Origin of the sequence: Lagierella sp. ICN-221743, from assembly GCF_037890055.1 — a bacterium.
In the GTDB taxonomy this organism is placed as follows: domain Bacteria; phylum Bacillota; class Clostridia; order Tissierellales; family Peptoniphilaceae; genus Mediannikoviicoccus.
Window position 1 is genome coordinate 179278 of sequence record NZ_JBBKBD010000001.1, and the last position, 16197, is coordinate 195474.

A 16197-nucleotide genomic window follows, 5' to 3' on the forward strand; every position below is an offset into this window, starting at 1 on the left:
AGTATGGATAAAATAATTATTTCAACATTAGTTGTAACTGCAATCTCTGGGGTAATTGCACTACTACTTACCCTTGCAGATAAATATATTGCAGACTACGGTGAAGTTAAAATCACCATTAATGACGAAAAAGAATGTGTTGTTGAAGGTGGAGATACTCTACTATCTTCCCTAGTTTCTCAAAAGATTTTCATTCCATCAGCATGTGGTGGAAAGGGATCATGTGGATACTGTAAAGTTAAGGTAATGGACGGTGCAGGTCCTGTACTTGCAACGGAAAAACCTTGGCTTTCACCAGAAGAACTAAGTGATAATGTTAGACTTTCATGCCAAGTTAAAGTTAAATCAGATATGCATATTCAAATACCTGAAGAGTTGTTTAATGTAAAAGAATACGAAATGACCTTGGTAGAAAAAATTCCTATGACTGACAAGATTGTCAAACTTAGATTTGAACTACCAGAAGGGGAAACAATAAACTTCAAGCCAGGTCAATTTATGCAAATCAAAACAGAAGCCTATGACGGTGGAGATGACTTTGATGGCTGTGACGAAGAAGTATTTAGAGCATACTCCGTTGCATCTTCAATAAAAGATACAAAACATGTGGAATTCTTAATTGGATATACAATGGGTATTTGTTCAACATATGTTCACAAAGTTCTTAATGTTGGTGACAAGGTTCTAATCAACGGACCTTATGGTGACTTCTACTACCATGACGATGACAGTGAAGAAATTCTTCTTATAGCAGCTGGTACTGGATTTGCACCTATAAGATCAATTCTAAACCACATGAGAGACAACGACATTAAAAAGAAAGCAAGATTCTACTTTGGTGCAAGAACACCAAAAGATTTATTCCTAGTAGATGAAATGAAACAATTTGAAGAAGATTTATACGACTTCAAATTTATGCCTACCCTATCAAGGACAACTCCTGAAGACAACTGGGAAGGTGACACTGGAAGAGTTAACAACTCCATAGATAAATATGTAAATGAAGATACAACTTACACTGCTTATCTATGTGGTAGCCCTAAGATGATTGAAGGTATTGTAAAATCACTAGGCGAAAAGAAAGTTCCAGAAGATAGAATCTTCTTTGACGAATTCTAAATTAATTAAAACTGCTACAATTGTGGCAGTTTTTTTATTGCTTTTTTATTTGAAAATATTTTTATTTATGTTTTTTTTTTTTGAATTTATAGTATACTTTTTATAAAGGCAGATTAAAAATAAAACTTGGAGGAACATATGAATAAAAAAAATTTCTTAAAAACTATTTTTCTAACTTGCCTAATCCTGGTTTTGGCTTTTGTTATTGAAAACGTTTCTTCTATTAATCAATCAACCGAAGAAGACTCATTCAATGTCTCTACAAAAAATATAGTTGTGCAAGAAACACATGAAAGAAATACAAGGATTCCATCATCTATCTCCTATGACAAGGATGGATATGTGGGAACTTTAAAAAGACATTCTAGGCCTGACTACACTGATATAAGCGCCAATAAAGTTACCTATACCTACTCTGGTGTAGCTTATAAATCTGAAAGTGATATTACAAAATAATCATACTCTGCCTTTATTTATACGGAGGAATTATGTTTAGTTTTAAAAAAATTTATAAAAATAAAATCTGGATATATATCTGTGTCTTCTTTGCTATATTATCCATTGGATACTTGTTAAACCAAAAGGGTTATGCTATAAAATCAGAAAAATTTTTAGCACAAAGCGTTGAAAGACTTCCCTATAATTTTCTTGATTTCAAGATTAGATACAAGGAGACAAAAGATCCTGAACTAAAAAAAGAAATGGGTGTTTACATAGAAAAGTCTGATGCATTTTTATACCATCTAAACATTGCCTATGGATATCTTTTTGCGAATGAAGAAGAAAATTATTATGGTGAAATGAACAAGGCCTACTCCCTATTTGTAGAGCTTAGAGATATTGAAAAATCTTTATTAGAAAAACTTGATCCAAAGTACACTATTGCAACTTTTTCAGATGAAAAAGGAGAAGTAGCAGACTTTATGAATTTATATAATTACCATAAAGAACATCACATTAACACACATCCAACTAGAGAGACTTTTCTAAGTCTGTTTGAAAGATCATGGGAATTTATATTTAGTCCACTGTTCTTGCTCTTAATCCTTTTTGTTGCAATTTTCGTAACAGAACTAAAACAGCTCGACTTTAAGGTGGATGATGCATCTTATGATTTTCCTAAAGAAAATTTAATGGAGAGTTTGAAGGTGACCTTTATTCCAACTATTATGATTCTTTCTTCAGCCCTTGGATGCGCTATTATTTCAATTTATAGGAAGACTCCCTTTGGAAGCATTAGAGAACTTCTAACTTATAATGTGCTTAAGGGAAACTCCTTTAGCATGACAAATCCTGATGTAAATTGGGGAATATACCATAACTCATACATTGTAATTTTTTTACAACTTCTACTTACAACTACCCTATGCTTTTTAGTGATGTATTTGATTTATAAGTTTGTAAGAAAGTTTTTAAATTTTGGCTTTTCCTTTTGTATAACATTTTTTATAGCATTTTTAATAATATTTTTGAGCCGAAGGTTTATAAATATAGAATTATACTTCTCCTTCGACTCTATAAAAATACTTTCAAGAATTATGAACTTAGTACTGCTTGTTGCCTTTGCAATGTTTTTCTTCTATTTAAACTATCTGTTTAGATTTAACAGAGAACCAAAGTTTAACAGAAGTCGCTATTATGATTCTAAAAATATCAAGGGACTCAAGTCTTTTGAAGTTGTAAAACTTAAGAGAAGCCAAATCTTAAAGTTTGTAAGTATTTTTGTAATAATCTCATGTGTAGTGATTTCATTTTCATTTTCTAAAAGTTCTAAAAAATTAAAGGAAAAATCCTTAACAAATTTAGAACTTTTAATAAGCTCACAAGAGATGATTATGGAAGAATTTAAAGATATTCCAGAAGATCAGATGTTAAATAATCCAAAGAAGACATTAGAACTTTTAAATAATTTAAAGGAAAGTTATTTGGAAAAAGATAAAAATCCTTCTAGGTATCTTGAAAATTATTTGAAGTACTATCTTGAAGGAGATACCGTTCAACTTGGAAATGACAGCAATACTGATGCATTTGATAATTACAATATCGATAGAATAAGGTATTTTCTAGAAAACAAAATAAAACCAGATGATGAATTTGGAACAAATGGCGACATGGCAAATCTATACGCACAAAAGGATCCTTTAAATTTATACCTTTTAAATATGCACTATGGCAATTTCGAAGCGAGAGGTTTCGTGGGAGAATTTATTAAAGCAAATAGAATTGGCTTTACCTCACTTTCTCTACTAATTATCAATTCAATAATATCTTTAAAGATATGTGATGATTTTAAGAAAAATAAACCTGCACTGCTATTTACTTCTGGGGCTTCAAAAAGAAATATTTATATTTCAAAATTTGTAACCTCAATTACAATAAGTTTTATCATGATACTTTTAATATATGCTTTACTTTTTATATTAGGTTTTGTTAAAGGTGGTATTGGTAAACCACTGTATCCTGTTATAAATTACTCACCTGTTAAAGGCACTGAAACTTTCATAGGAACAAATGTTGCTGCAGTAAGTATGATTCCTAAAGTTATCATATCAGGTCTTTTGTTTTCACTAACAATGACAAGTTTTATCTTTATGGTTTCTTCAACTGGGTATAAAAGTTCAAATGTAATTGGTGTCGTACTTGCAATTACAGGTGTATTTATTGCAAGTAAAGGATTTTTAGGTAAGTTTGCATTAATAAATCCATTTACCTACTTCGACCCAATGCTATTTACATCTGGTGGAATGAACTTTATAAACACTACAAGTTCAATTAACTTTTTATTTGGAAGTATTGTTATGGCTGTTGAAAGCATATTGTTTTTTATAATTGGAGAATCTATTTTTAGTAGGAGGAGCTTATGATTGAAATAAAGAACCTTAATAAGAGTTATGGAGAAAAGGTAGTCTTAAACGATTTAGACTTAGAACTTGATAAACCTGATATATATGCTTTAGTAGGTCCAAACGGAACTGGTAAGACTACTTTAATGGATATAATGGCAAATTTTGTAAAGAGAGATTCTGGAATGGTTAAAATATGTAATATGGATCCTTCTGACTTTGCTGTTTTTAAAAAATTATCCTATGCGAGAAATTTAAATATGCTCTATGATAATTTAACTGGCCTTGACCATCTTGAACTTGCAAAGAGTTTGATGAATGTAAGTGAAAGCGAATTTAAGGATGCAATAGACATCTTTGAAGTGTCAAGCTTTATGAAGAAAAAAGTTTCCACATATTCCCTTGGTATGAGACAAAAGATGTTACTGACATACTTTTTTATAGGTGACTACGATATCTACATTATGGACGAACCTGTTACAGGTCTTGATCCATCTTCAATAATACTTTTGAGAGAATATTTAAAATATCTTAAGTCAAAGGGAAAAATGATTATACTTTCATCCCACACACTTTCAGAAGTAGATAAGACAACGGATGAAATATTATTCTTAGTAAAGGGAAAAATTTTAAGGGAGAACTTGAATTCTTTTTCAGTGGAAAATTATTTATTAAAGACCAATGTGAATTTAGACTATGAAAAGCGTAATGATTCATATTTCATCCCATATGATAAGCTTGACTTTGCATTAAAAGAAATTTTTTCTAAAAAAGGAAATGTCTATTCAGTAGAAAAGTATTTAAGATCAACCGAAGACAGATATAAAGAATTATATGGATAAAAAAGAGGCAGCCTTAGCTTGCCTCTTATTCATTTATTATTACCACTTCGTCTCCTGGATATATAACGGTACTTCCCTGTGGAACGATTATCTCTCCATCTTCTCTTTGTATCATTATAATTAACTCTTTGTCCCCAATTGGTATTTCTGAAACCATTTTATTGGCCCACTTGTGTTCCTTAGACAGTGTAATCTCTACAAGGTTATGTCCAGTCCTGTCAAAATGGGTTTCTCCTCCAAGAACCACTATATCATTTTCTTTAATCACGGTGTTGCCTTTGGCAACTATTGTCTTACCTTCTCTTTCAATCTTTGCCACAATAATATTAAAGGTGTGGGTAAGTTCTTTTATCTGCTTACCAATCCATCTATTTCCTGGAAGTATTTTTGTTTGAATAAAACCAAGGTCTGACTTGTCTTGATAGTAATTAAAGGTCTTTAAAACCGTATCGTTTGGTTCAAGCATATTTAGTTTTTTTGTTACTATTGGCATTAGTGAGCCCTGAATAAATGATGAGAATAAACATATACCAAAGACTATGTGGAATATGTCTATGGACAGGCTTGCTCCTGAGTTAACCACAAGTATTGCAAAGGCAATTGCCGCAGCTCCCCTAAGGCCTGCTAAAGAAATAATGCCTAATTGATTTTTATCCAATTTGAAAGGCAACATCAAACCAAATACTGTTACAGGCCTAATTATAATTGCCATGGCCATCATTATTATAAATGCTGCAGGAAGGACTGCTATTAGTTTTTCTATATCGGATAAGAAACCAAGCAAGAAGAAAAGTCCGATTTGTACAAGGGATGATAGTCCGTCAAAGAAAAATACTATATCTCTCTTGCCAATAAATTGTTTGTTTCCTATATAGATTCCAAGAATGTATAAAGCTAGGTATCCATTTCCCCCAATCATTTCCGTCAAACTAAATGTACCAAGAACTATTGCTGCAAATAATACAACTAATAGACCGTCATCTTGAAGTCTACCAAGATTTATAATCCTCATGGTCACACGGCCCATTATAAATCCTAAAACAACGCCAAAGCTAACTTGTTTCAGTACCATTAATGGAACGGATATGTCAGAACCTGCAATAAGTGCTAAAAATACCATGGTCATAGTATAGGCCGCCGGGTCATTGGAACCACTTTCAAGTTCCAAAAGCGGTGCAGTATTGTATTTTAAATTCAAATTCTTTGAAACAAGTATTGATGAAACTGATGCAAAGTCGGTGGAACCAACCACTGAACCAAGTAACATGGCTTCATAGAAGTCAAATTTTAGTACAAAATAACAAAATGCTCCTGTTAAAAGAGCTGTTACTACAACTCCAAGACTTGAAAGCACTATGGCTGGCTTTGAAACGGGCTTTGCCATGTTCCAATTTGTACCAAATCCACCATAGAACATTATTATCATTAGCGACACTTTTGCAACTTTGTCCGACAATTCATAATTTGAAAAATTATATCCTAAAAGATTAAAGGACATACCAAGCAGAATAAATAGAAGTAGTGATGGTAGTCCAAACTTATCTGAAAATCTGTGGGCTACAAGAGCCAAAATTAAAACCAAAGTAATTATTAATAAATTCATAGGCATTCCTTTCTTTTTAATATTATAACATATGTCATATGAATTATTAAAACCGTTGGGTAATGCAATATTAAAATAAAAAGCCAGGTTGCCCCGGCCAAATATTAAATATTAAAAATATATTCATCTCCCATGCGTAGATTATCCTCTTTAATAATCTTCCCATGTTTTAGTATTAAAACTAATCCACAAGTCTTATCCCTTAGATAAAGTAAAATTGGTTTATCTAATATTTCAGAAAATTTTAAAAAATCTCTTTTTCTTTCTTCAAACCCCTCTTTACTTAAAACTCCATTACAGCAAAACAAATCTACTTCTGCGTCCATATTTATAAGTTTTGATAAGTTTGATTCATCTACCAAGTCAAAATAAGTTAAAACACCAACTTCTTTGCCTTTAAACTTAAAGCTATAGAGTTTCTCCCCTTCGCGGTAGTCTGCACATGCATTTCCCACTTTCCAAGTAGTAGAGTTTGTTCTATAGTTTATTATTTCTTTTCCATTTTTTCCAAGTACAATATAAGAGTTATAAAGGCCACCTTTAAAGTTTTCGCGGTATCCTAGTCCAATAGCCATGTCTTTTTCTTTTAATGCATCTTTTATACTTGCAATTTCGATGCTATTTTTAAATCTAGCAATTTCCACATCGGATTTATATTCAAAGTTAAATGAATCAAAGCCCTGTAGAAAACCTTCATTAAATAAAATTAAATCTACTTCTCTACCTTCCTCGATTTCTTGTAATATGACTTTTAAATTTTTTTGAATATCATTAGAATTTTCTCTAATTGGTATTTTTATAATCATATGTCGTCACTTTCCTTAAACTCCTTGGCAAATTCTTCAAAGTAATTCTTTTCTTTTTCATTTCCAAATCCATATGCAACGTTAACCATCTTGATTAATGTATCTGGAAGTTGGAAGTCGTCTTTATATGCAAGGAACACTGAAGACCACTCTGGAGTGAATTTATCCTTAAATTTTCTAAGGCCTTGGAAACCATATATTTTATTTCCATATTTGTAGGCAAGTTTTACTGTCTTTTCCTTATTGTTGGAATATAATTTATTTCCCACATTGGAAAGTGGTGCCACTCCTAAGTCAAATCTCTTGTAACCTTGTTCCTTTGCCCAGTTTATTATGCTCAAAAACATCATGTCCATAATTCCATCTGGACCATCTTTTACATGTCTCATAAGGTCTATGGACATTGTTCCAGTTCCCTTTATAGGAAACATATTAGCAAATGCATATATCTTTTCATCGTCTTCAATTATAAAGATTGGTGCCTTTTGTAGGTATGCCTTATCAAAAAATCCAATTGAAAACTGCATCTCTCTTCTCTTGCCCAACCACTCATCAGATATATCTTTTAACTTTTCTAAGAACTCGTCTGTGAATGGAGGCTCTGCAACTGTAAATCTCAAATTCAAAGTTTCCATAGAGTTTAGTGTTCTTCTAAGTATTTTAAACTTCTTTCCCGCCATGGAAAATGTTTCAAGATTTACCTGTGCATCCTCTCCCATTTTTAATAGTGAAAAACCTTGGTTAATAAAGTTTTCCAAATACTTTCCTGTTATTTGGAAGAAGACAACATCCATTTTATTTCTTGACGCCATATATATAATTTCATCAAAGGCTTCATCAAAGTCCTCTTCTTTACCTGCCGGGTCTCCCAACACAAATATCTTGTCCTTGTATGGCCTATAAATGAACATAACTGTGTTTTTGCTATTAATAAACATGTTCTTATCTCTTAGATAGAAAGAATGGGTGTTTGAAACGTAAGGATAATTTTCAAAAAATTCTTCAAACTCGTTAATATCATCTACACTAACTTGTTCAAACTCCATATATTTTCTTTCAACACCAAGAATGATTGAACAGATTGAAATTGCAATAATCGGTGGAAATAGTACATGTATCAAGTTATTCTTTATAAAATGTAGACTAAACTTGTCCATTCCATAGAAGAAATTTACATGATTTTTAGCATTGTACACTATTATTCCCACAAAAAATGCACAAAATATAAAGGCAGATGCTTTTATAAATTTTCTTATGGAAATTCTCTCTGAAAGTCCATCAAAGTAATCTCTATTTATATATAGACCAATTATTAACACCAAACAAATTGCCGTTTCCAAATATCCCTTGTCCATCTTGTAATATAGTATGGATATCATAATCAAAAGAAATATTACAAGTCTATGGGCAACTTTAACTCTATTTTTAATTCCAGTTGAAAGAGCCATAAGCAAAAGACCACATATAAGTGTAAATCTTCTATTTAGAAGAAGTAGATAGTTTGGAAATAGCTTTGATATAAATTTAAACTTAACAAATAGCTGAGGAACTACCATAGATGCTACAATAAGTCCTCCTGTTGCTAACACCGAGTAAGATAAAACTGTAATAATTGCATTTTGCTTTTTAATACTTGCCTTTTCTACCTCTCCCCTTGTTGAGAACACAAGTAATAATAGTCCCACTATCCAAGGTATAATGGTGTAACAAATTCTACAAATTAGTAGAGATAGTACTATTTTTGGTGTGCTATAGCCCATTAAACTAAATACAAATACACAGCAGGCCTCAAAGGAACCAAGTCCCCCTGGAATCATAGATATTATACCTACGATGGTTGCAATTACATATACTGTGCAGGCCGTTAAAATTGAAATTTTACTTTCATAATATTTTATTGTAAACGCAAAGAAAAGCGCTGCCAAAAACCACTCAAATGTAGATTGTAATGATATATATAATCTAAGTTTCCTCTGTGCCCTTATAAAGATTGAGCCTTCGTCATTGACATATTTTTCAACTGGAAACTTATCAATAAATATAAATGCAATTACCATTAAAAACATTATTACAAGAAGAGGAACAAGCTTATACTCCTTTCTAAGTATAAGGCCAATAGCTGATGGTAGTCCCAGAGAGAACAGTCCTATCATATCTGAAAAGATGACTATAAAAAGTATTCTGTTTACAATCTTCTTGTCCACTTTGTATTTGTCATACATCAACTCTCTTATGGTTAAACCAGCAACTCCACCAAAACCTATAAAGTTATTAAAAGATTGGGATATCCAACCTATGGTGAATACATCTTTAAAGGGAATTTTCATCTTATAATACTTTGCAAGTAAAAAGTCATATATGGTTGCAAAAGAAAAAGTTAAAAGACCCAGTATTACAAAAAAGATTTTTGCCCTAACGTCCGTATCCTTTACTAATTCTTTTATTTCTCTTATATTAATTCCCTTAATCTCTTTACGAATTATTATAGTGGTTAAAATTATGATAAATAAGACTAAAAAAGTTCTTATGTGATTTTTATATTTTTTGTAAAAGTTTTCTAAAGTTGTCATACTGCCTCCTACTAGATAATATAATATCACAATTAATGTATGTAGTAATAATGTTTTTATCATTGTAAGAATATTGTAAGAATTAAAAAATGGATTTGAAACTCGCATCGCAAATTTCAAAACCATTCCTTTTCTTATCTATACTTTTTATTTTCTTATTACTTTCTTGCAGATGTGTCAATTGTCTTGAATCCTGTTGTAGTAAACTGATTAAATGTAACACCTTTAACAAAGTCTTGGTAACATCTAGTCGATATTCCCCCATGAGATGTTGGAATTATAACTGCCTCATTAGCAAGGATTTGTTCAGCTTCTTTATAGTATTCTAAAGCTTCATAACTATTTTTTGCTTTAATAGCATTTCTAACTAATTCATCATACCTGTAACTCTTCCAGTTTGTATTAAAGTCATTTTCAGTTGACATAAATCCAGTAAACATAGCAGATGGGTCATTGTAGCCTGGCATCCATCCAAGTTTTGCTAATTGATAGTCACCTTTTCTTACTCTACTTAAAAGAATTGGCCATTCCATTGTTTCTATCTTAATATTTGTTCCTAGATAATCGTTAAAAAATTTTTGACTAAGTTCCATTGATCTTTTATTGGAAGGTGTTCCAATTAATGTTATGTCAGCCATTGCAGGGTCTTCATATTTTCCAAGTTCTCTAAGACCTTCCACAAATAAATCCTTCGGTTTTTTATTTTCCCTTCTTAACTCTTCATATACATTTCCAGCATATTTTCTATAGTCTGTTCCATTAAGTTCAATACCATCTGGTATCATACCAGGTTCAGGGTATTTTTCAAGCGAAAGTGCTAAACGTATTTTATTATTCTTTAAAAATTCATCTTCATGATTAAGCGCATAGTAAGATATTCTATAGTCTGCTATATCCCTGTAATTAACTTCTTCCATCTCTTTAAACCTTACTTGCCATCTATATTCATTTGCAACTATTTCGTCTATAACACCAACAGAAAAAGATTCCATTAATTTTTCTTTGTCATTTATTATTGGAATATTTACGGTTTCAACATGAACATTATCCTTATCCCAGTAGTCTTCGTTTTTTACTAGAGTAATTTTTGAGTCATGAGTCCACTCAGAAATTTTAAATGGTCCACAAGATAATACCTTATTCGCTTCTTTACCATATTTATTGCCATATTTTTTTACTAAATCTTTTCTACAAGGTAGCATAGCTGTATTCCCAGTAACAAAATTTGGGAAATAATTTGCAGGGCTTTTCAAAGTTATTTTAAGAGTTAAATCATCAACGGCCTTAGCTCTGATTTTATTTATACTACTTTCTTCTGCTTCGCTAGTCTCATTAAGCTTATTTGCACGTTTAATACCATATTCATAGTCCTTAGCTGTAAGTGGCATTCCATCTTCCCATTCCATTCCTTCTCTTAAATGGAAAGTATATACTAAACCATCATCAGAAACTTCATATTTTTCTGCAGCTGCTGGAAGTATTTCATATGTTCCATCTTTTTTCTCTCCCATTCTAAGTAATGGTTCACTTATATTAATTAAAATTTTTTTACCATATCCATCTGATTGTGATTGAGCATCTAAGGTATTTGGTTCTTCATCCATGTATGAGTTTAAATATGTTCCATTTGATGGTGAAATTTCTTTAGTTTTAGTTTTTGAAGCTTTTTTAGTTTGGTTGGTTTTGTTATTTTTTTCTTTTACTATTTTCGTTTGATTATCTTTACCCAAATCAGCAAGTTTTTTATTTAAACTTCTATTATTAGCAATTGTCCAAACAGCAAAAATCAGAACCACAATAACCAAAAGGGAATTTCTAAAAAACAAAAATGGATTGCGCTCAGATTTATTCTTTTTCTTTTTAGTTCTATCCCTTACATATCTGTAATTTCTATTTTCTTGATATGAATTATTTCTTTTATACTCTTCTCTTTCATAATATGAATCAGAATTATTCCTTTTATACTCTTCTCTTTCATCGTGTAAGTCAGGATTATTTAAAAGTTCTTGCTCTTCACGAAACCTTCTGTTAATTTCTGTGAAATCTATTTTATCGGTGTCTTCTAAATTAAAATCTTTTTTATCTTTATCGCTTTTCAAAAAATCCCCTCCCTCTTTTTTATATTATATTCTAAATCTAAAATTTAGGGAAATTTATTATGTATATTTTTTATTATGTGTAACTTACTTGAGTATAGTACAGAAATATTGCTGAGGATAATATGATTATTCACAACTCAACAATTTCTTTTATTTAAAGAAAATGGATTTGAAACTCGCATCGCAAATTTCAAACCCATTCCTTTTCTTATCTATACCCTTTTATTTTCTTATTACTTTCTTGCAGATGTGTCAATTGTCTTGAATCCTGTTGTTGTAAATTCGTTAAATGACATTCCCTTTACAAAGTCATAGTAGAATTGAATTGATCCACCATGAGTTAGTGGGATTACAACTGTTTCATCAGCAAGGATTTGTTCAGCTTCTTCGTAGTTCTTTAAAGCTTCTTTAGAGTCAGTTGCCTTAATAGCATTTCTAACAAATTCATCATACTTGTCGCTCTTCCAATATGTGTTAACTGCGTTTGCAGTTGACATGAATAGAGAAAGCATAGCTGATGGATCGTTATAGTCTGCTGTCCATCCAAGGTATGCTAATTGGTAGTCACCTTTTTGTACTCTACCTGAAAGAATTGGCCATTCCATAGTTTCTAGTTTAATATTTGTACCTAATTTTGAGTTAACTGATTGTTGTATAAATTCACTGATTTGTTTAGTTATAGGTGCATTTGTATAGATTAATGTGATGTCAGCTTTTGCAGGGTCTGCGTCTTTTCCAAGTTCTTTAAGACCTTCTACAAATAGGGCCTTTAAGTCCTTATTATCTTCTCTTAACTTAGCATATACATCACCAGCGTCTTTCCTAAAATCTGTTCCGTCAAGTTCCATACCACCTGGTACCCAACCAGTAGCTGGTTTTTGAACTCCCTTAGATACTAAGTCTGCTAGTCCTTCCTTGTCTATTGCAAGTGAAAAAGCTAAACGTATTTTATCGTTCTTTAAGAATTCATCTTGATGATTAACTGCTAAATAACCTACTGAAGGTATAGCAACGTCTTTGTTCTTAACTTCGTCCATTCCTTTGAACTTATCTACCCATTCAGGTAATGCTGTTCTAACTGCGTCAACTTCACCAACAGCAAAAGAGTTCATTACCGTATTTGTATCACTCATGATTGGTAGATTTACAGTGTCAACATGAACATTTTCTTTATCCCAGTAGTCGTCGTTCTTAACTAGTGTAACTCTAGAGTTGTGAGTCCATTCTGAAACTTTGAAAGGTCCACAAGATAATACTGTGTCAGCTTCTGCACCATATTTGTCCCTATATTTTTCAACTAAGTCTTGTCTACAAGGTAACATTACTCTGAAAGGTACAAGAGTTGGGAAATAAGTTGCAGGATTTTCCAAAGTTACTTCAAGAGTTAAATCATCTATAGCTTTAACTCCTAGTTCGTCCATATTAACTTCGCCTTCTGCTCCATTAAGTTTAGCAAAGTTCTTAATAGGGTCTAATAAGAATGCCATTTCGGAACCTGTAGCTGGATCTACTGCACGTTTTATACCATATTCATAGTCCTTAGCTGTAAGTGGTTGTCCATCTTCCCATTTCATTCCTTCTCTTAAATGGAAAGTATATACTAAACCGTCATCAGAAACTTCGTACTTTTCTGCAGCTGCAGGAAGTATTTCATTTGTACCATCTTCTTTTTCTCCCATTCTAAGCAATGGTTCGTTAATGTTGTTTACGATTTTGTTTCCATAGATGTCAGATCCTCTTTGAGCATCAAGTGTGTTTGGTTCGTTATCTAGAAGGTGGTTAAAATATGTTCCTTCTGTTGAACCTCCATCTGAAACTTTTCCACCTGTTGAATCAACATTGCCAGTGCTTCCTGTATTTCCAGCTTTACATGCTGTTATAAATAACATTGAACATGCAAGTGCTAAAGCCAGAAATTTTTTCTTACTTTTCATTATAATTCCTCCTATGAATAATATGTAGTGAATTAGTTTTGAAATCGTTTTTCATTAAAAAATAGCTCTACAAAAACGACTCCTTTAAAGCAGGTATAGACTATTCACTTAACTAAATTATACCACATTAAAAACAAAAGAAAAGGATTTTCTAAAAAGATTTATTTATTCTAATTTTAAAATTATCTCAAATTACAACTTCGTTATAACATAACAAAAAAACTGTTGAGGTATCCCCCCAACAGCTTTATTTTTATTAACTTTGTATACAATTATTTTTCAGAAAGTTTTTTAATTCCTTCTTCTAATCCATTATTGTATAGATGGCAAGCTACAAAGTGATTTTCTCTAAGTTCTTTTAACTCAGGTCTGTTTTCTTTGCAAATATCCATACAATATCTACATCTGGTGTTAAACTTACATCCCTTTGGTGCGTTTATTGGAGAAGGAATTTCCCCTTCTAGCTTTATTCTATCCTTCGACTTAATAGATGGGTCTGGAATAGGAATAGCTGAGATAAGTGCCTTTGTGTAAGGATGAAGTGGTGCGTAGTATAAGTCTTCTTTAGGTGAAATTTCAACCATAGAACCAAGATACATTACACCGATTCTATCAGATATATGCTTAACCATTGAAAGGTCATGTGAAATGAACATGTAGGTTAAGTGTTTTTCTCTTTGCAATTCTATTAAAAGGTTAACTACTTGAGCCTGAATACTAACGTCAAGTGCAGATATCGGTTCGTCACACACAATAAACTCTGGTTCAACAGCTAGTGCTCTTGCGATACCGATTCTTTGTCTTTGTCCTCCTGATAGCTCATGAGGGAATCTTGCACCGTGCTCAGAGTTAAGTCCTACGGTTTTTAATAGTTCTGTAACCCTTTCTTGAATTTCGTCTTCTTTAAGTTTCTTAAAATGTACCCTTAGTCCTTCACCTATAATGTCACCTACTGTCATCTTAGGGTCAAGGGATGCGTAAGGGTCTTGAAAGATCATTTGAGCTTTTTTCTTAAATTCTCTTTGTTCTTTAGCAGTGAACTTTGTAATGTCCTTTCCGCTATATAGTATTTGACCGTCTGTTGGGTCATACACTTTTATAACAGTTCTACCACAGGTTGTCTTCCCACATCCTGACTCCCCTACTATACCAAGGGTTTCACCTTTATAAATCTTTAGTGATACATCTTCAACTGCCTTTACTGTTTTTTTATTTCCAATAGGGAAGAACTTATCTAGGTTTTTTAACTCAATAAGTACTTCTCTATCTTTATTTTCATTAATTTGTTCTGTATTCATTGTTCACCTCTAGTATGGTCTTTCTACTTCAGGAGCCAATTCATGATGTAACCAACACTTACTGCAATGAGTTTCAGAATACTCATGAGTTGGAGGTTTTTGTTCTCTACAAATTTCCATTGCATAGTCACATCTTGGTGCAAATGGACATCCAGGTATATCAAGTAATAAGTCCGGTGGTGTTCCTCCTAAAGCATAAAGAGTTTCTTTGTCTTTAGAGTCCAGTCTTGGAACTGACATTAGTAGTGCCCATGTATATGGATGCTTTGCATTTCCAAATATTTCAGTCACAGTACCTGTTTCCATAATCTCTCCAGCATACATTACCTGTATTCTGTCAGCAAAATCAGCCACAACTCCAAGGTCGTGAGTTACAAGCACTGTTGCGGTGTTGTTCTTTTCCTTCAACACTCTTAACAAGTCAAGAATTTGTGCTTGAATTGTTACATCAAGTGCTGTAGTAGGTTCGTCCGCTAAGATTACCTTTGGGTTACATGCAAGGGCTATAGCTATCATAACCCTTTGTCTCATTCCACCTGAAAGTTCGTGAGGATATTGTTTAACCCTCTCTTCAGGGTTTGGAATATTAACAAGCTTTAAAAGTCTAATTGTCTCTTTTTTGATTTCATCGCTTGAAAGTTTAGTATGAAGCTTTAAAGACTCACCTATTTGCTTTCCAATTTTCATTGTTGGGTTAAGTGAAGTCATAGGGTCTTGGAATATCATTGCCACGTCAGAACCTTGATACTCTTTGATTCTCTTTTTAGACATCTTTAATACTTCTTCATCTAAATACTTTATGGATGAACCTTCTTTTATAATAGCTGATTGCTTTGGAAGAATTTGAAGTATTGCCTTAGATGCAACTGTCTTTCCTGAACCTGATTCTCCTACTATGGCAAGTGTTTCACCTTCGTGAATGTCAAAGCTAATTCCTCTTACAGCTTTAACTTCACCAGCATATGTGTTGAATGAAACATGTAGATCTTTAACGTCTATTATTTTTCTTCTTTCATGCATCACTTGTTGTTCTTTATTTATAGTTTCTTTATTATCAATGATTGTATTGTTTTCTGTCATGAT

11 protein-coding genes are annotated in these 16197 nt (G+C 32.2%); 4 read left to right on the forward strand and 7 right to left on the reverse strand.

The features are described from left to right. Window positions 1-3: 3 nt before the first annotated feature. The 4 genes from WKS98_RS00905 (at window position 4) to WKS98_RS00920 (ending at window position 4804) form a co-directional block, all read left to right on the forward strand. Window positions 4-1119: an NADH:ubiquinone reductase (Na(+)-transporting) subunit F gene (locus WKS98_RS00905; protein ID WP_498916110.1), complete on the forward strand. Its 1116-nt coding sequence runs from the start codon at window positions 4-6 to the stop codon at window positions 1117-1119. 138 nt (window positions 1120-1257) lie between these two features. Then, complete coding sequence (locus WKS98_RS00910) at window positions 1258-1575, forward strand: hypothetical protein (protein ID WP_498916112.1); 318 nt, start codon at window positions 1258-1260, stop codon at window positions 1573-1575. A 32-nt stretch (window positions 1576-1607) separates the two neighbouring features. Further along, window positions 1608-3983 (forward strand): ABC transporter permease, encoded by a 2376-nt coding sequence (locus WKS98_RS00915; RefSeq protein WP_498916114.1) that lies wholly within the window; start codon window positions 1608-1610, stop codon window positions 3981-3983. Next, window positions 3980-4804, forward strand: a complete 825-nt coding sequence (locus WKS98_RS00920; RefSeq protein ID WP_498916115.1) for an ABC transporter ATP-binding protein — start codon at window positions 3980-3982, stop codon at window positions 4802-4804. The genes WKS98_RS00915 and WKS98_RS00920 overlap by 4 nt, the downstream gene beginning before the upstream one ends. A 25-nt stretch (window positions 4805-4829) precedes the next feature. Here the strand turns inward: WKS98_RS00920 and WKS98_RS00925 are convergent, their stop codons facing one another. The 7 genes from WKS98_RS00925 to WKS98_RS00955 all read right to left on the reverse strand — a co-directional run bounded on the left by WKS98_RS00925 (window position 4830) and on the right by WKS98_RS00955 (window position 16194). Then, window positions 4830-6407: a potassium/proton antiporter gene (locus WKS98_RS00925; protein WP_498916116.1), complete on the reverse strand. Its 1578-nt coding sequence runs from the start codon at window positions 6405-6407 to the stop codon at window positions 4830-4832. Window positions 6408-6511: 104 nt separating this feature from the next. Continuing rightward, the gene (locus WKS98_RS00930; RefSeq protein WP_498916117.1) at window positions 6512-7213 is read right to left on the reverse strand and encodes a nitrilase-related carbon-nitrogen hydrolase; all 702 of its coding nucleotides are present in this window, start codon (window positions 7211-7213) and stop codon (window positions 6512-6514) included. Continuing rightward, on the reverse strand, window positions 7210-9783 hold the full coding sequence (gene mprF / locus WKS98_RS00935; protein ID WP_498916119.1) for a bifunctional lysylphosphatidylglycerol flippase/synthetase MprF: 2574 nt from the start codon (window positions 9781-9783) through the stop codon (window positions 7210-7212). The genes WKS98_RS00930 and mprF overlap by 4 nt, the downstream gene beginning before the upstream one ends. A gap of 158 nt (window positions 9784-9941) precedes the next feature. Continuing rightward, on the reverse strand, window positions 9942-11882 hold the full coding sequence (locus tag WKS98_RS00940; RefSeq protein WP_498916121.1) for a peptide ABC transporter substrate-binding protein: 1941 nt from the start codon (window positions 11880-11882) through the stop codon (window positions 9942-9944). 233 nt (window positions 11883-12115) lie between these two features. Next, on the reverse strand, window positions 12116-13816 hold the full coding sequence (locus WKS98_RS00945) for a peptide ABC transporter substrate-binding protein (RefSeq protein WP_498916123.1): 1701 nt from the start codon (window positions 13814-13816) through the stop codon (window positions 12116-12118). A 272-nt stretch (window positions 13817-14088) separates the two neighbouring features. Continuing rightward, the gene (locus WKS98_RS00950) at window positions 14089-15114 is read right to left on the reverse strand and encodes an ABC transporter ATP-binding protein (RefSeq protein WP_498916125.1); all 1026 of its coding nucleotides are present in this window, start codon (window positions 15112-15114) and stop codon (window positions 14089-14091) included. Between the two features lie 9 nt (window positions 15115-15123). Continuing rightward, window positions 15124-16194: an ABC transporter ATP-binding protein gene (locus WKS98_RS00955; RefSeq protein ID WP_498916127.1), complete on the reverse strand. Its 1071-nt coding sequence runs from the start codon at window positions 16192-16194 to the stop codon at window positions 15124-15126. Between the last annotated feature and the right edge of the window lie 3 nt (window positions 16195-16197).